Source organism: Sinanaerobacter chloroacetimidivorans (genome assembly GCF_018128545.1).
Classification (GTDB): domain Bacteria; phylum Bacillota; class Clostridia; order Peptostreptococcales; family Anaerovoracaceae; genus Sinanaerobacter; species Sinanaerobacter chloroacetimidivorans.
Window position 1 is genome coordinate 163,973 of the sequence record NZ_JAGSND010000004.1, and the last position, 17,759, is coordinate 181,731.

Sequence of the window (17,759 nt, forward strand, 5' to 3'; positions counted from 1 at the left end):
GGCCTCCCAGAAGGAGGAAAAGTATGCAGTTTAATGAAGTCTTTGTGGCTGGCTCTGGATTCATGGGAGCCGGTATTGCACAAACCTGTGCAATGAGCGGACTGAAAGTAGTTCTTTATGATATAAATGAAGCCATCGTTATAAGCAGCAGAGAAAAGATAAACACGATGATCCAAAAACTGGTATCAAAAGGAAAGATGACTCCGGAAGAAGGAGCTGCTGCAATCGGCCGGATCTCAGTAACCACCGATATGTCCGATGCGAAGAACACGGACATCGCCATTGAAGCAGCACCGGAAAGACTGGATATCAAGAAGGATATTTTTGCAAAGCTGGATAGATTCTGTAAACCGGATGCCATCCTGGCTACCAATACCTCTTCTTTGCCCATTACAGCAATGGCAGGTGTAACGAGACGGCCGGACAAAGTAATCGGAACTCATTTTTTCAGCCCTGTACCACTCATGAAGCTTTGCGAGATCGTTGTCGGTTATACCACATCAGAAGAGACATATGAAAATACGGTAGCTTTTGCAAAACAAATAAAAAAGGAAACCATTAGAGCCTATGACAAGGGCGGATTTGTGGTGGATCGAATGCTGAATTTATTTCTTAATGAAGCGGCAAATCTATTAGAAGAAGGCGTTGGTACGGTAGAGGACATAGATAACGGGTGTAAATGGGGACTCAATCACCCCATGGGACCTTTGGAACTGATGGATCTCGTCGGCTGCGAGATTACCCTGGCCGTAATGGAGACCTTGTATGATGAATATAAAGATCCGAGGTATCGTCCGAGTACTCTGCTGAAGACTATGGTCAGAGCCGGACATTGCGGCAGAAAAACCGGTATCGGATTTTACGACTACAGAGAAGGGACGCAAAAGCCCATTAAGAGATAGTCTGCTTTTGGAGGTAAAAGATGAATTATCAATATCTGATTATAGAAAAGAAAGAAGACATCGCCTGCATTACCATTAACAGAGAAGAGGTCCTGAACGCTTTGACGGGAGAAGTAATTTTGGAACTTGATTATGTATTCCATGAACTTCATCATGATGAGGATGTCCGATGCATCATCCTGACCGGCAAGGGCAGAGCTTTTGTGGCAGGTGCGGATATCTCCCTTCTGAACACCTTCCGAGGGCAGGAAGGCAGAAAATTGGCGCGTTTGGGTCAGGCTATGATGAATTATATTGAAGGAATGGATAAACCGGTAATAGCAGCAATAAACGGCTTTGCTATCGGAGGAGGCTGCGAACTGGCTATGTGCTGTGACATCCGAATCGCTTCGGAAAAGGCTAAATTAGGGCAACCGGAAGTCAATTTGGGAATTACTCCAGGATATGGAGGATCCCAGAGGATGACAAGGCTGGTAGGAAAAGGAATGGCGAAATACCTTTGTCTTACCGGTGAGCAGATAAGTGCCCAAGAAGCAAAAGAAATTGGTTTGGTTGAAAAGGTAGTTTCTCCGGAGGAGCTTATGGACGAAGCCTTTAGAGTCGCCAAGAAAATAGCATCAAAAGCACCTATTGCAGCCGGCCTGGTCAAACTGGCCATCAATATGAGCGAAGATGTTCCCCTTGCTGCCGGAATTGCATATGAAGCTGAAATTTATAATACCGCATTTAAAACGGAAGACCGGTCGGAGGGATTATCCGCATTTTTGGAAAAGAGAAACCCTATATTTTCCAACAAATAAGCACCCAAAGGGAAAGGAGGCAGCAATATGGAAAATAAAATGACATCAAAGCAAATGTTGGGAGAACTGCTGGACGATCACTATCGTACAGCGTTGGAAGCAAAAGCAGAAGGAAAACTTGTGGCCTGGGCTACTTCTATCTGTCCGCAGGAGCTTCTTGAGACTCTGGACATTGATGTGGTATATCCGGAAAATCATGCGGCTGCAATTGGTGCAAGAAAGTGTGCTCCGGAGTTCATTGAAAAATCTGAAGGGAAGGGATATTCTGCAGATATTTGCTCTTATGCCAGAGTGAACATGGGTTATGCTGATATCCAGCACTCTGAAGCAGGAGACATTCCGATGCCTGACTTGATTTTCTGCTGCAGCAACATTTGCAATACGGTGATCAAGTGGTACGAAAATCTGGCAAGAACATTAAAAATTCCTCTCATCATGTTCGATATGCCGTTTAATCATACTTTTGCAGTACCGGACCACAGTATTGCTTATATGAAAGGCCAGATTGAACATGCAATTGACAGGCTTGAAGAAATTACCGGAAAGCAATTTGATTATGACAAATTCAGTCGTGTCATGGAAGTATCCAATGAGACTTGCAACTGGTGGAAGAAAGCTACAGATCTGGCAAAAGCGCACCCATCACCGCTAAATGGATTTGATATGTTTAACTATATGGCGATCATAGTATGCATGCGAGGGAAGAAAGAAGGCAAAGAGATATTTAAACTCTGGTATGAGGAACTGAAAGATAAAGTTGATCTTGGAATCGGACCATGGAAGGATCAAGACGAAAAATACAGAATCATGTGGGATGGAATTGCATGCTGGCCGCATTTGTCTGTGACCTATAAAATTTTGAAAAAATACGGGATTAATATGGTTACCTCTACCTATCCTGAATCATGGAATGTTGTTTATGAGGTCAATGATTTAAATGGAATGGCCAGAGCTTACAGTTCTAACTATGCAAATAGAAATCTGGATTATGGAACGGGAAATGTTATCAAACTGGTGAGGGATTTCAACCTCGACGGGATTATTTACCATTCAAATAGAAGCTGCAAACTGATGGATTTCAGACAATATGAGGTTCAAAGGAAAATAGAGGCAGCAACAGGGGTTCCCTCCGTCATTTTTGACGGAGACCAGACGGATCCAAGAATTTTCTCCGAGGCTCAGTATGAAACGAGAATTCAGGCATTGCTGGAAATGATGGAGCTGAATAAACAGGCAAGGAGGAATGGATGATGGAATCTATACACGATTTGATCAAAATACTTGAAAAAAAAGCATTAAGCCCTGAAAAGACTATCAAAGAATCAATAAATGAGACCGGAAAGGAAGTAATAGGATGTTTTCCGATCTATACTCCGGAAGAAATAATATATGCTGCAGGTTACTTACCGGTGGGTATGTGGGGAGGAAGAACTCAAATCAAGCTTGCGGATAAATATCTACAGGGTTTTTGCTGTTCCATTATGAGGGCGAATATAGAACTTGGCCTGCAAGGTGTATATGATTTTCTAAAAGCGGTAGTTCTTCCGACTTTCTGTGATACCTTGAAATGTGTCTGTGAGAATTGGAAAGTAGCAGTACCTCAAGTACCGATCCTTCCCATCGTTTATCCGCAAAACAGACTGCTGCAATCAGGTTTTAAATACATGGTTACTGAATTTACAAGAATTAAGGGAGAAATTGAAAAGATCTCAGGTGCTAAAGTATCAGAATCAGACATGGAAGAAGCCTTTAAAGTTTATGAAGAATACAGGGCAACTATGAGAACTTTCGTACAGGTTGTGAAGGATTATCCTATTACCATTACTGCAAGGAAAAGACATCTTATAATTAAGGCCGGATATTTCATGGATAAAAAAAGATATACAGAAGTAATCCGGCAAATCATAGATGGTTTAAAAGGATTGCCTAAGGAGGAATGGAAAGGAATCCGGGTTATCACTACCGGGTTGATTGGAGAACCCGTTGAGCTGTTGGATATTTTTGATGAAAATTGTATTTCAATTGCAGCAGATGATTTTGCACAGGAATCGAGACAATTCAGAGTGACGGCAAGGAAAGAGGGAACTCCTCTGGAAAAAATGGCATATCGTATCGTGGATCAAAGAGGATGTACATTCTTATATGAAGAGCAGAAATGCAAAGGCAGCATGCTGATTAACATGGTAAAGGAAAACGACGCTCAGGCAGTCATTGTTTGTATGATGAAATTCTGTGACCCAGAGGAGTTTGATTTCCCTATCATAAAAGAGGAAATCGAATCAGCGGAAATACCGTTGCTATACATAGAAATCGACCAGCAAATGGATTCTTTTGAACAAATTAGGACAAGAGTACAAAGTTTTGCAGAAATGCTCAGTTAAGTGAGGGAGAAGATATGTATTTAGGAATTGATATTGGGTCATCATCGTCAAAGGCTGCATTAATTAATCATCGTAAGGAACTTGTCGCTACCAGTGTCGTGAATATGGGCACCGGAACAAAGGGCCCTGAAATGGTATTGGAAAATGTCCTTAAAATAGCGAATATTTCCAAGGAAGATATTAAATATACCATTGCCACCGGTTATGGTCGTATTACATTTCAGGATGCCAATCTTCAAATTACAGAAATCAGCTGCCATGCTAAGGGTGCGTCATTTCTCATGGAAGATGTAGCCACGGTTATAGATATTGGCGGACAAGATGCTAAAGTGATAAAAATTGGGGAAGACGGGAAAGTGAAAAACTTTGTGATGAATGAAAAATGTGCGGCAGGAACAGGAAGATTCCTTGAGGTAATGGCCAGAGTTTTGAATTGTAAAATAGAAGAGTTGTCCGATCTTGCCGAGAAATCTACCAATGATATTCCAATCAGCAGTGTATGTACTGTATTTGCTGAGAGCGAAGTGATCTCTCAATTGGCATCAGGAGCAGCTACAGAAGATGTTGCAAAAGGTGCTCACGTTGCTATTGTTAAAAGAATTAGAGGAATGTGCAACCGCATTGGATATGAACCCTTAATCGCAATGACTGGCGGAGTGGCTTTGAATTCTAATATAGTAAAGTTGATGGGCGAGGAACTGGGGCATCTTGTTGTGGCGGCCCCTTATCCTCAAGCCGTAGGATCAATAGGTGCAGCTGTGTTTGCTTATGAAAAATCAAACAGGGAGGATGAATAATGATGAAAAAAACAGCATTAAGTCAGGCGGAAATAAAAAGTATTATACCGCACAGAGAGCCGATGCTCCTCATTGATGAAGTGGAAGAAATCATAGAGGGAAGCAGTATAAAAGCAAAATTTTTTGTTGATCCGGTGAGAGAAATTTTTAAAGGGCACTTTCCGGGAGAGCCTGTACTGCCGGGTGTGTATACGGTAGAATGCATGGCTCAGGCTTCAGATATCCTTCTCCTCTCTATGGAGCGGTATGCAGGTAAAATACCGTATTTCATCGGCATTGACAAAGTCAAGTTTATGAAAAAGATAGAACCTGGTGATACCATCGAAATTCACTCTAATATTTTGAATGAAAAAGCGGATAAAGCTATCGTAACGTGCTGCTCTAAAGTATTTAACAAGGGTGAACTCGCAGCTACAGGCGAAGTGACTCTCGCAATGAGATAAATCTATAGATATCGGTAAAAATATAATAAATGTTAGGAGATAGAATATGGACTGGAAAACAATTTACAGAGAAAGACTTACCACAGCAGAAGATGCGGTGAAAGTAATTCAATCCGGCGATGCAATCATTCCTTCTCATGCAGCCGCAGAACCAAAGCATATTATTAACGCACTTCTTGCTAGAAAAGAAGTGCTCCAGAGTGTCCAAATCTGGCAGGGATTAAATGTAGGCGATGCCCCCTACGCCCAGCCAGAATATGCAGGACACTTTATTGACATAAGTTTTTTCCTGGGAAAGAACAACCGTAAATGTATTCAATCAGGACAAGGCGAATTTCTTCCAATTCACTTCTATGCTCAGCCAAGGGCAATTAGAGAGAGCGCTATCAAATGTGATGTGGCGATGATTAGTTGTACACCGCCTGATGAAAATGGTTACGTTAATATGGGGATTTCATGCGATCAAACCAGAGTAATTGTTGAAACCGCGAAGATTACCATTGCTCAGGTGAATAAAAAAATGCCCAGAGTTTGCGGAGATACGCTTATCCATGTTTCAGAAATCGATTATTTTGTAGAATATGACGAAGATTTGTATGAAATTCCGTTAATCAAGAGTGATGATCCGATTGCGGAAAAAATCGGATATAATATTTCTACTCTGATCCAGGATGGTGATACTTTACAGATGGGCCAGGGAACCATTCCCAATGCGATATTAAAGTTCTTGATGGATAAGAAAGATCTGGGGATACATACCGAAGTTTTTTCCGATAACCTGATTCCGCTTGTTGAAGCTGGTGTTGTAAACGGAGCTAAAAAATCTATCAACAACCGTAAGATTATTTCCACATTTATTCAAGGAACCAGAGCCCTTTATGATTATGTAGACAATAATAATATGATTTGTTTAAAGCCTGTAAATTACACCAATGACGTTGCGGTAATTGCTTCTAATGACAACATGGTAGCCATTAATTCTGCGCTGGAAGTAGACATGATGGGACAGGTGGTTGCAGACTCCATCGGAATCAAAACCTTCAGTGGAGTAGGCGGACAGCTGGATTTCCTGCGCGGAGCCGAACAATCTAAAAATGGCAGACCGATTATAGCACTGCCTGCCACTGCTAAAAACGGAAGCATTTCCAGAATTGTAGCTTGTTTGAAGCCCGGAACCCCGGTTACGACCACAAGACAGGATGTCCATTATGTAGTCACGGAGTATGGTATTGCAAATCTGTTCGGTAAGCCCATCCGAGAAAGAGCGAAGCTCTTAACTCAAATCGCGGCTCCTCAATTTAGAGAGGAATTAGAAAAAGAGTTCTTTGACTATTACAAAAAAATAGGCGAATGAAAATTTAAGGAGACATAAAGAGATGCTCTCATTAGCAGCTCCAGGCAAATATCTGCAGGGAAGAAATCTTATCGAGAATATCAGCAGTCATATCAACGTGCTTGGCTCAAAATTTGCAATTATTTGTGATGAAGTTGTACTGCAAATTATTGAGGAAAAGATAAATACAAGCTTCTCAAACAATAAAAATATGCATGGATTCATTCTTTTTCGGGGGGAGTCTACGCAAATTGAAGCTGAAAGAATTGCTTCTGTTGTGATTGAAAAAGGCTATCAGGTGATTGTCGGCATAGGCGGAGGTAAGACCATCGATACAGCTAAACTTGCTGCGAACATTCTAGGTTTGCCATTGGCCGTTATTCCGACAGTCGCTTCATCCGATGCTCCCTGCAGTGCAATGTCGGTTATCTACGACGAAGACGGAACTTTTATAATATCTTCTAAGATGAAAAGAAATCCTGATATGGTACTTGTAGATACGGAAATCATTTCGAAGGCTCCGGTGAGAACATTGGTGGCAGGTATGGGAGATGCCTATGCTACATACTACGAGGCCAGGGCTTGCAGGCAGTCGGGGGCTAAGAATTTTAGCGGGGGAACTGCAACGGAAGCAGCCTATGATATGGCAGCGCTTTGCCGTAAATTATTGCTGGAATATGGTGAACAAGCGAAAGAAAGTACTGAAAAAAAGGAGTGGAGCACTGCTCTTGAAAGGATAGTAGAAGCCAACATCTATTTAAGCGGCGTAGGCTTTGAAAATAATGGTTGTGCTATTGCTCATGCCGTTTATAGTGGTATGACATCAATACTGAAACCATTTCCGGTTTTTCATGGAGAAGCAGTGGCCTTTGGAACGATTGTGCAATTAATAGCGGAGGGAGCTTACAAAAGCAATCAGAATGAATTGGACGAAACAATCAGATTTTATCAAAGAGTGGGATTGCCGCTGACCTTCGGGCAAATGGGCATTGATATTCCAACTGATAAACAGATTTATTCTATTGCCGAAGCCACCTGTACAAAAAGCAAAAACGCTTATAATATGCCTTTTCACGTAGATTCAAAAACCATATTCAATGCGCTGAAACTGACTTTGTAGGATCTCATAGAATATATCTTAATCAAGAGGATAATCATGATGGAATTGTTCAATATAAGAGGGAAAAAAGCCATCGTTACCGGGGGCAGCCGCGGCCTCGGCAAGGGAATGGCCCAGGGCCTCCATGATGCAGGAGTGGAGCTTGTCCTAATGGGGACAAATGAAACTGTGATAACCACAGCAAAAGAAATGGATTCCTCTGAAGCAAGAACGTATGGTGTAATTGCAGATTTTAAAGAGGAAGAGGATGTTCGCAAAGCCTTTTACGAGGCACTGGAATTTCTTGGAGATATTGACATTCTTGTAAATAATGCAGGAATGCAGATTAGACATCCAAGTGTGGAATTCCCGCTTCGGGATTGGGAACTGGTCTTGGCTGTTAATCTGACATCGGTATTTTTATTAAGTCAATTGGCCGGGAAAATTATGCTTGAGAAAAACAGCGGCAAAATAATCAATATAGCCTCTCTGCTAAGTTTTTCTGGTGGATATACCGTTCCTGCTTATGCGGCCAGTAAAGGCGGAATCGCACAGCTTACAAAAGCGTTATCAAATGAATGGGCAGCCGGAGGTATCAATGTCAATGCAATTGCCCCGGGATATATGGACACGGATAATACGGCAGAAATCAAACAGGACCCCAAAAGATATGCACAAATATTGGAGAGAATCCCTGCAGGAAGATGGGGGAGCCCGGACGATCTTATAGGTGCTTTGATCTTTCTGTCTTCCCAAGCCTCAGATTATGTAAACGGATCGATTTTATCTGTTGACGGAGGGTGGATGGGTCGTTAAGATAGATAAAAAAACGTAAACGGATAAAACCATTTACGTTTTTTTATTTAAAAATTTTGAAAAATTGTTATACAATAAAAGAGGGATGAGAACTGCAATATTCAAGCATGTTCTCTGAAACCTCAATGTCAATAAGATGTAAGGTATCTTTTATTCTAACGATCTTTGGATTCGTTATGTCAATCTTAGGGCACGTCTGAAGGGCCGCCAATATTGTCTCCTCTTCCGTATCCAGCATAATCGGAATCCTTCCGGCTTCAGGATTGCCCGAAGCAATGCAATTTGCATAGGTGGAAACTTGATCTATGCTATCATATACATTTCTTGTGATGAAGTCTGCGATTCCTACTCCTGTTGCATTGCGATGGGTACCTTCGGACAGGCCTAAAACCACAATTCTCTTTATTTTAGGTCCCTTAAAATCAGTGATGGGACCTACAGACATTCTTCCCGTAATATTTGGATCCATGCCGGCTCCTGTAATATCTTTTCCGATTTGTTCAATGATGAGCACATCAATTTCATCAAATTGAAGCTTTGGCATCAGACTTTTACTGACAGACAGCAGCTTTGGCTCCTCTTCTATAAAATCCAAACCAGAGACGGCTTTTACCATATGGATGTTTTCATGAGCATTTTCGATAATTGCAATTCCAAAACCGATATATTTCTTTTCTAAGATTACCTTGGCAACAGATGGAATGATCCTAGGGAACTCTCTGAAACCTTCCTGATGCAATCTGGAGCAGCCGTTATGCTTCCCCAGGCCGATGGCCAGCATTTTACAAAGGCCGCTTTCAATAGGAGCATCAAAGTCTGTGTGAACCTTGACTCTGGCAATCGGAATGATTATGTCTGCCTCCGACGCTATCTTATCAATATGAACAGGAATATCATCTTCTGTATTACCGATGATTACTGTTTCCATAGAACTATGAATCGGAACACCGATATACTCCTCCGTAATTCCGTAACCCTCCAGAATTTCTTTCTGCATTTCTGCAACGCCGCCGCCATGGCTCCCCATGGCCGGAACAATGAACGGATGGGATTCCAGTCTTAACAGGCAGTCAACAGTTGCTTTTACAATCTCCTTTAGGTTTGAAATCCCGCGGCTCCCTACCAGGACTGCAACGGAAGCTCCCTTGGGGATTCTGGATTTGATATTTTCCTTCATGATTTCTTCTGCAACTGCAACGGGAATCACTTCCAGCTTTTCATCAGGAAAGTGTTGTTTTACTTTAATCATTGCAGGCAGTTTCACTTCATATATTTTTTTCGGTAAAATAGGCATAATTAAACCTCCGCAAATCTACATTATTTCTTGCGATTTCCAAATAAAAATTATGAATAAGCCTACTCTTTCATTTTATCAATGTTATATTAATAATGCAATTATTTATAATGCATAAAAGTCTGTTTTCAGATTTTTATGCGATACACTTTAGCAATTGGCATTAAAGTTGCTTATCTTTTTAATTGAATAAGCCTAACAAAAAAATGAAGAAAGGAAGGATTATATTGAAAGCGATCGTCTTAGAGACAATAGGGTCCCTGGATGGACTAAAATATGTAGAGAACAGACCTGTACCGAATCCACAGAACGGAGAGATAAGGGTAAAGGTTTCCGCCGCAGGGTTAAATCCGGTCGATTATAAGCTCACTCTGGGATGGGGCGATGTGAATTGGAGCAGTCCCCCGGTCCTGGGTCTTGATGTTGCCGGTATCGTTGACAGTATCGGAGAAGGTGTTACAAAATTCTCCGTGGGTGACAGAGTTTATTATCATGGCAATTTGTCAAAAGTTAACGGAGGATTTGCCGAATATGCCTGCACGGATGAAAACTCGGTTTCTCTTATGCCTGAAGATCTTTCAATGTTGGCGGCAGCCTCCTTGCCATGCTCGGGATTTACTGCCTATCAAGCTGTTGTAAAGAAGCTTAGAGCCGAAAGGGGCAAAACGATTTTGATTCATGCGGGTGCCGGGGGAGTAGGCGGATATTCCATTCAGCTTGCGAAAATGAGAGGCCTCACGGTTTTTACAACTTGTTCCACAAAAAATATTGATTATGTAAAAGAACTAGGGGCAGATTTCGCACTGGATTATACAAAGGACGACATTTATGTTAAAATTATGACAGAGACCCAGTCGAGAGGCGTTGATTATATCGTTAATACCTTGGATCGCGAAAGTGCAACCAAGGACATTGATATTCTTGCCTTTCACGGAGAGCTTGCTGCAATTGTGGAGCATCCGGATTTCAGCAGGATTCGGTTTTATGAGAAGGCTATGTCCATACATGAAGTCGCATTGGGAGGAGCACATCTAAATGGAGATCTGCAAGCCAAAAGACAGCTGGCAGAGATTGGAGATGAATTTGCGAAGCTGGTTGTTATGAAAAAAATCAAGCCTCTTTCCATTAAAAAAATTGAATTACATGAAGTGCCTCAATGTTTGGCAGAACTGGAGAGACGCCATGTCGCAGGGAAAATGGTAGCGCTGATAAATGATGCGGAATAGCATTTTGATGTTGGTGCGCATCAAAAACCATAATGACAGTGCTGCTTTCTCGTACAAAGATGAAAGAAATTAAAAGAAAAGAAAGAAGCATCGCCGCAACAATAGAGTGGCATAAAAATTGCTCTAATAATATTTAACGTAGAATTACATCAGAAATTAATTAGAATTTAGGAGGGAACAAAATGTTTAGAAAAGTTGCACAATTACCACTAGATTATGATCTATTTAAAGGCAAAAACTCTATATTCAATTGGTCTCCAGCCGGATCCGTTATTTTTGGTAATGGATCGGTTGCAAGAACAGGACAGGAAATAAAAAGGCTTGGAGGACAAAAAGTAGTAATATGCACAGATGAAGGTCTCGTTAAATTCGGGGTGGTCCAAAAAGTCACAGACTCTCTTGAAGAGGCAGGGGTTGAGTACATAGTATTTGATAAGTGCGAAGCAAATCCATCTGTGGAAACGGTAGAGGCTGTAGTGGAATTGGCAAAGAATGTGGATATGCTGATCGGTGTCGGCGGCGGAAGCTCCATAGACCCTGCTAAAGCAGCAGCTATTTTGATAACAAACGGCGGAAACATAAGAGATTATGAAGGCTGTGACGTTTTCAAAGAGCCTCCTTTACCTGTTATCGCAATACCTACCGCTGCCGGAACCGGTGCGGAAACAACTCCTTTCGCGGTTATCACAGATGTCCAGAAACAATGGAAAATGGCTATCGGCGGATCTTACAATATCGCTTCTCTTGCGATCTGTGATCCGGAACTTACGGCATCACTTCCTCCGATGTTTACAGCCGCAACTGGTATGGATGCACTGACTCATGCCATTGAAGGCTATGTATCAAGAGCTTTGGATCCTATTTCAGAGCCGATTTTGGAACAGGCTATCAAGTTAATTGCAGGGGCACTTAGAAGAGCAACCTTTAAGGGAGAGTATGACAAGGATTCAAGATATGATATGATGCTCGGAAGTACTCTTGCCGGTATGGGATTCACAAATACGATATTAGGAATCGCGCATTCCATGGCACATCCTCTGGGAGCAATGTTCCATGTGCCTCACGGTGTAGGAAATGCAATCTGTCTTCCTGTGGTCATGCAGTTTAATATGTCCGCCAATCCTGAAAAAACCGCAGCGATAGCCAAACTATTCGGCAAGGATGTCTCTAATATGGATTTGATGGAAGCTGCACAGGTCGGCGTGAACTGTGTATTCCAGCTTCTGGAGGATCTTCCGATTCCGCCTCTCAGCAACTGGGGCGTAAAAGAATCCGATATTGACAAGCTGGCAGAGGAAGCGATGAAGGGCGGAGACAGATGGACAAATCCAAGAGAGACTACAATTGATGATTTCAAGGCCCTTTATGTAAAATGTTTGAAATTAAAAAAGTAATAGGAGGGTTATTATGACTTTCAAAAAGAAAAGCTTTGACTTGTCAGGAAAGGTTGCAGTAGTAATCGGCGGAACCAGAGGTATTGGAAGAGGTATTTCACTAACACTTGCGGATCATGGTGCTGATGTGATTCCTGCAAGCAGAAATATCGAAAATGCGAAAAGTGTTGTGGCAGAGATAGAAGCAATAGGAAGAAAATCAATGCTGGTAAGTATGGACTGCTCCAGCCAAGAACAGCTGATCAAGCTTAAGGATGATATCCTGAAAGAGTTCGGACATATCGATATCCTTGTCAATTCACAGGGCGTGGAAAGACGTGGCTATATTAAGGACTTTTCTTTGGAAGATTGGAGAACCGTTCTATCCGTTAACATCGATTCCGTTTTTCTGGCAACAAAGATCTTTGGAAATGTGATGATACAACAGGGCGCTGGGAAAATAATCAATATTGCATCCATGGCTTCCTTTTTAGGTCTGATTGAAGCTCCGGCCTATACCGCGAGCAAGGGTGCGGTTCTTCAATTCACAAAGGCTTCCGCGTTGGAATTTGCCCCCTATAACATCCAGGTAAACGGCATTGCCCCGGGCTGGTTTAAGACGGAGTTGACGCAGCCGGTACAGGATAATAAAGAACTATATGAGATGATAAAAAATAAAATTCCGGCTGGAGAATGGGGAGACGTTGAAGAGCTGGGAGCCTGTGCGGTATTCCTTTCCTCCAATGCCTCTGACTATGTAACCGGAGCCACAATCCCTGTGGACGGCGGATTTTTATATAATGGAGCGTAAAGTGAAAATTAAAATAAACGTGAGCCGTTTCTTAAATAAATACTTTACCAGTACTGGTGATCTAGAGCTGGTTGTCAAGGAAGATGCTGCTGTTAAAGATCTGCTGATTGCATTGCAGGAACAGTATGGGGTGGAAATCTTGGGCAAAGTGAAAAATGATGTTCAACTGCGGAAATATTGTCTGGTGATTATTGACGGCAGGATTTCTCTCTTAAACGAAAGGGTCACTGGTAAAGAGCGGCAAATTAAGTTAGTACCGCCCATTAGTGGTGGATGATAAAGGAACAGGTGGTTATTTATGTATGGATATATGGGCAGAATATTAAGAGTTGACTTAACGAACGGTACGTTTCAGGATGAAGTTTTAAAAGAAGACGATGCAATAAACTATCTTGGCGGCAGCGGAATAGGAACAAGAATTCTGTATGACGAAACGGCACCGGAGACAGAACCGTTGTCTCCGGAAAATATTTTAATTTTTATGACGGGGCCCTTTACCGGAACAGGTACACCCTTGAGCGGCAGACATGCTGTGGTTTCAAAATCACCTTTAACAAACATATTCGCACAGAGTGATATCGGCGGAAGTTTCGGGACCGCTTTAAAGGCCACCGGTTATGACGGAATCGTCTTCAAAGGAAAAGCTTCATCTCCAAAGTATTTATACATTACGGATCATTCGGCAGAACTCAGAGATGCCGACATCGTATGGGGCAAAAACAGTTACGAGACGGAAATAATTTTAAAACAAAACACCGATCCGAAAGCGGAGGTAACCTGTATCGGACCTGCTGGCGAGAAACTGGTAAAGTTTGCTTCTATAATGAGCGATGGAAAAGATGGAAGAGCAGCAGGCAGAGCGGGATTGGGAGCCGTAATGGGCAGTAAGAATCTGAAAGCTATAGTTGCAATCGGTTCAAAGAAAACACCGATTGCGGAACCTGAGAGGTTAAAAGAGCTTATTAAAGATTTTGCACCAAAATGTAAAGAAGCAATGCAGGGAATGACTGATTTTGGAACTACGGTTTCACATGTGGCCACAGAAGAATCAGGAGACATGCCGATCAAAAATTGGATGGAAGGCTCCTGGCATGAAGGTGCGGAGAAAACCTGTGGTCAGGCTATGGTGGAAAGAGGAATTCTTGTCAATAACTATAGATGTAAATCCTGTTTTGTCGGATGCGGAAGAGTCGTGAAAATCACTGAGGGGAAATATGCTCCAGTGGATGGAGGCGGTCCTGAATATGAGTCCATGGCCATGTTGGGAGCGAATTGCATGGTGGATGATTTAGAAGCAATTTGTAAAGCGAACGAGCTTTGTAACCAATATGGAATGGATACCATTTCTACCGGTTCTGCGGTAGCTCAGGCTATGGAGCTTTTCGAAAAAGGATTGATCACTCCGGAAGATACGGAAGGCTTGAGCCTTGAATGGGGGAGCGGAGATGTTCTGGTTGAACTGATTGATAAAATCGGCGAGAGAGAAGGCATTGGCAATTTACTTGCAGAAGGTGTCGTAAAAGTTGCAGAACGTTTTGGACCGGAAGCTTCTAAATCAGCAATAGCCGTGAAAGGGCTTGATTTACCGGCACATGATCCAAGAGCCTTCTTCGCACTGGGAATTCAATACGCTACATCGAATCGCGGAGGATGTCATCTCTCTACATATGCGGATGTCTTGGAGAAAGGTGTAACCTATGCCAGAATGGGCTTCCCTGAGGTAATGGATCGATTTGATGAGAACGATAAGGGACGGTTGAGCGCAAAGATGCAGGATTTCTGTGCCCTGTTTGATTCGTTGAAACTGTGCAAATTCCTCATGTGGGGTGGAGTGCAGGAAGGCGATATTGAGGGTTGGTATCAGGCAGTAACCGGCAGGAAGATCAGTTTTGAAGAATTGATGATCACCGGAGAAAGAATTGTGAATCTTCAAAGGATGTACAACTACAGACTTGGATTGACAAGAAAAGATGACATATTGCCGGATAGAATCCTGAAGGACCCGAGAGGATCCGGCGGCGCACCTACCCAGCTGCCTCCGCTGGAAAAGATGCTGGAAGAATTTTATAGAGTAAGAGGCTGGGATTCCGATGGAATTCCAACACAAGAAAAACTGAAGGAAATAGGTCTGGACTTGGCCGTATAGCTACCTTCTTTAAATATAAGTTAACCAGATGCAACATAAGAATCTATGCGCAAGAATAGATTCTTATGTTGTATTAGCCAATATTTAGATTGTGGATGATGCAAAATTGGGGCAGATTCCAAAACGCATCAAAAGGGATCCCTATTTTAAAATCTCTTATCAAAAGGATTCTGGTAAAAGGATTCAAATTAAGTTAAATGAAGGGCTTCACAGTTTCATAGGGTATCTGATCAAAATAATAAAAACATAAAATATGGCATTAGTTTTGCAAATACTAATATTGCCACGCTTTTATCGATATAAGTTGACAAATCTTCAGAAAAAGGAGGACGATGCTGCGGTCTGCAAAAATGTCTATAGTATGATTTCATGTACATTAATATAGTCATGAAAATTAATTTGCAAAGGAGAATAGTATTATGACGCCTATCTATGAACAAATTGGACCCTGGCTGATCGAGTATGCAATGCATATTCCGCTTGCCGTAATTGGATTTGTATTACTCTGCAAAGAGGGAGTTTTTAAAAAACCTGGTGGAAAAATTTTATTTATACTAGTTGTGTTTATCTGTCTGTTTTTCCCGATCAGCCAAGCCTACTGGCATTTTCAATTCCCGGTGGCTTTTCCATTGCATGAAACTATCCTACAATGACAGTTTGAGAGGAGATGAAATAAGTGACAAATACAGTATTTAACTTAGAAGCCATAGACTTCGTTATCATTGCAATTTACTTAGTCACTGTGGTTGGAATTGGACTTTTCTTTGGAAAGCGTGTTAAAAATCAAGGAGAATTCTTCGTAGCAAGCAAAAAATTGCCATGGTGGATTTGCTCCTTAGCATTTATGACAGTTTTAATTAGTGCTCAGGACATTGTATCCTATTCACAAACAGGTTATGAAGCCGGTTTTGCGGCTTTTCAAATGTATCTGGATGACCTGGGATGGGCAGTATTGTTCCTGGCAATTGGTACACCGATCTATTTCCTATCCGGAATATATTCTGTCCCAGAATACATGGAAAGAAGATTTAACAAGAATGTAAGAGTCGTTAGTTCTATTGCAATGCTTCTGTTTATGCTGGCATTGATGTCCTTTAATGCATACGCAGTAGGGGTTCTGTTGAATGCCATGTTCGGTATAGATGTTTTTGTTGGTATGATGATTATTACAGTCATCACGGCAGTTTACACAACGAGCGGCGGAATTATGGCTGTAATGATTACCGACACGTTACAGGCCGTATTAATTTTTGTCGGAGGTTTCTTCGTTGTAGGATCAGGTTTAAAGATGGCCGGTGGTTTAGGGAATATGATAACGTATCTCCCTACCGGACACCGAAGCTTATTTACACCTCTGTTTGACCCTAATTTTCCGCAGCTCGGTATGTTTTTGGGCGGTGCTTTTGCGATCACTGCTGCATGGTATTTCGCTCACCAGGGAAATATTCAGAAAATTTTAGCTGCAAGAACCATTAATCAAGCCAGACTGGTAACAATCGTATTCATGGGCATCTTAATGCCAATCGGTGTTTTGTTTACCGGAATGCCGGGGTTGATTCTAAGATCACTGGTAGAACAAGGCATTGCGACTTCACCTGAAAACACAGGAGCTTCATTCCTCGTACTGGTTGGAATGGTTGCGACTCCGGGGATTTTAGGAGTAATCGTTGCCTTTGTTCTGTCTGCAATGATGTCAACTGGAAGTACATATATAAACTCCAGTGTAACCATTTTTATAAATGATATTTATATGCAGATCAAACCGAATCGATCTGACACACATTATTTGAAAGCCGCGCGTATTTCTTCTGTCATAATTGCTTTAGTAGTTCCAATTATTTATGCAAAATATTTTATGGGATTCAGCGCGTTGATGACTGCACTTTACAGCCTGACTTCAGCTGTTATGCCTGGAATGGTTATCGTTGCCGTCTTTGGAATCTGCTCAAAGAGAATTCATTCTAATACTGCAACTGTTACTATTGCGGCTAGTATTATTGGTGTACTGCTTGCGGTATTTATTCCGGATGTCTTTCAGCAGCCATTTTGCTTTGGACTATACGGCACTGCTGGTGCAGGATGGTTTAACTCATTTGTAGGTCTTGTTTGGGCATTGGTTGCATTAGTGATAGGTTCCTTAATCTGGAGGAAACAAGAAAAAGAAGATTTTGAGTATTATGGGCTGGTGTATTTTGCACAACCTGTTTCAAAACTAGAGGAATTGTATTGGAATGCACTTGCAAAAGGCGGAAAAGGATATATTGATCTTTCTCAAGAAGAAATAAAAGAAATCATAGAAGCAAAAGACAAACATGCATTGGCTGAATAGACTGAAATT

The 17,759-nt window shown here is 41.8% G+C and carries 17 protein-coding genes; 16 read left to right on the forward strand and 1 reads right to left on the reverse strand.

All coding sequences use genetic code 11. The annotated features are described in order from the left end of the window. Nucleotides 1-23: 23 nt before the first annotated feature. The 9 genes from KCX82_RS08210 to KCX82_RS08250 are packed head-to-tail and all read left to right on the forward strand — an operon-like array spanning nt 24 to nt 8,571. Nucleotides 24-902, forward strand: a complete 879-nt coding sequence (locus KCX82_RS08210; RefSeq protein ID WP_227017972.1) for a 3-hydroxyacyl-CoA dehydrogenase family protein — start codon at nt 24-26, stop codon at nt 900-902. Between the two features lie 20 nt (nt 903-922). Beyond that, nucleotides 923-1,702: an enoyl-CoA hydratase/isomerase family protein gene (locus tag KCX82_RS08215; RefSeq protein ID WP_227017973.1), complete on the forward strand. Its 780-nt coding sequence runs from the start codon at nt 923-925 to the stop codon at nt 1,700-1,702. Between the two features lie 27 nt (nt 1,703-1,729). Beyond that, entirely contained in the window at nt 1,730-2,953 is a 1,224-nt protein-coding gene (locus KCX82_RS08220) for a 2-hydroxyacyl-CoA dehydratase subunit D (protein ID WP_227017974.1), read from the forward strand. Next, complete coding sequence (locus tag KCX82_RS08225) at nt 2,953-4,083, forward strand: 2-hydroxyacyl-CoA dehydratase subunit D (protein ID WP_227017975.1); 1,131 nt, start codon at nt 2,953-2,955, stop codon at nt 4,081-4,083. The genes KCX82_RS08220 and KCX82_RS08225 overlap by 1 nt, the downstream gene beginning before the upstream one ends. A 14-nt stretch (nt 4,084-4,097) precedes the next feature. Further along, nucleotides 4,098-4,880: an acyl-CoA dehydratase activase gene (locus KCX82_RS08230; RefSeq protein WP_227017976.1), complete on the forward strand. Its 783-nt coding sequence runs from the start codon at nt 4,098-4,100 to the stop codon at nt 4,878-4,880. After that, complete coding sequence (gene fabZ / locus KCX82_RS08235) at nt 4,880-5,323, forward strand: 3-hydroxyacyl-ACP dehydratase FabZ (protein ID WP_227017977.1); 444 nt, start codon at nt 4,880-4,882, stop codon at nt 5,321-5,323. The genes KCX82_RS08230 and fabZ overlap by 1 nt, the downstream gene beginning before the upstream one ends. Before the next feature lie 46 nt (nt 5,324-5,369). Continuing rightward, nucleotides 5,370-6,677, forward strand: a complete 1,308-nt coding sequence (locus tag KCX82_RS08240) for an acetyl-CoA hydrolase/transferase family protein (protein WP_227017978.1) — start codon at nt 5,370-5,372, stop codon at nt 6,675-6,677. Between the two features lie 22 nt (nt 6,678-6,699). Next, complete coding sequence (locus KCX82_RS08245) at nt 6,700-7,776, forward strand: glycerol dehydrogenase (protein WP_227017979.1); 1,077 nt, start codon at nt 6,700-6,702, stop codon at nt 7,774-7,776. A 36-nt stretch (nt 7,777-7,812) separates the two neighbouring features. After that, complete coding sequence (locus KCX82_RS08250; protein ID WP_227017980.1) at nt 7,813-8,571, forward strand: SDR family oxidoreductase; 759 nt, start codon at nt 7,813-7,815, stop codon at nt 8,569-8,571. Between the two features lie 67 nt (nt 8,572-8,638). Here the strand turns inward: KCX82_RS08250 and KCX82_RS08255 are convergent, their stop codons facing one another. Beyond that, nucleotides 8,639-9,865 (reverse strand): nickel pincer cofactor-dependent isomerase, group 22, encoded by a 1,227-nt coding sequence (locus KCX82_RS08255; protein WP_227017981.1) that lies wholly within the window; start codon nt 9,863-9,865, stop codon nt 8,639-8,641. Nucleotides 9,866-10,092: 227 nt separating this feature from the next. Between KCX82_RS08255 and KCX82_RS08260 the strand changes: the two genes are divergently transcribed. From KCX82_RS08260 to KCX82_RS08290, 7 genes are all read left to right on the forward strand, one after another. Further along, nucleotides 10,093-11,091, forward strand: coding sequence for a zinc-binding dehydrogenase (locus KCX82_RS08260; RefSeq protein ID WP_227017982.1), 999 nt, complete (start codon nt 10,093-10,095; stop codon nt 11,089-11,091). Nucleotides 11,092-11,273: 182 nt separating this feature from the next. Next, nucleotides 11,274-12,485: an iron-containing alcohol dehydrogenase gene (locus tag KCX82_RS08265; RefSeq protein WP_227017983.1), complete on the forward strand. Its 1,212-nt coding sequence runs from the start codon at nt 11,274-11,276 to the stop codon at nt 12,483-12,485. A 13-nt stretch (nt 12,486-12,498) separates the two neighbouring features. Continuing rightward, nucleotides 12,499-13,275, forward strand: a complete 777-nt coding sequence (locus tag KCX82_RS08270) for an SDR family oxidoreductase (protein WP_227017984.1) — start codon at nt 12,499-12,501, stop codon at nt 13,273-13,275. Between the two features lies 1 nt (nt 13,276). After that, nucleotides 13,277-13,552, forward strand: a complete 276-nt coding sequence (locus KCX82_RS08275) for a MoaD/ThiS family protein (RefSeq protein WP_227017985.1) — start codon at nt 13,277-13,279, stop codon at nt 13,550-13,552. 21 nt (nt 13,553-13,573) lie between these two features. Next, nucleotides 13,574-15,421, forward strand: coding sequence for an aldehyde ferredoxin oxidoreductase family protein (locus KCX82_RS08280; protein ID WP_227017986.1), 1,848 nt, complete (start codon nt 13,574-13,576; stop codon nt 15,419-15,421). Between the two features lie 419 nt (nt 15,422-15,840). Continuing rightward, a complete protein-coding gene (locus tag KCX82_RS08285) occupies nt 15,841-16,074 on the forward strand; it encodes a hypothetical protein (RefSeq protein ID WP_227017987.1) in 234 nt (77 codons plus the stop codon). Nucleotides 16,075-16,097: 23 nt separating this feature from the next. After that, nucleotides 16,098-17,750 (forward strand): sodium:solute symporter family protein, encoded by a 1,653-nt coding sequence (locus tag KCX82_RS08290; protein ID WP_227017988.1) that lies wholly within the window; start codon nt 16,098-16,100, stop codon nt 17,748-17,750. Nucleotides 17,751-17,759 lie beyond the last annotated feature (9 nt).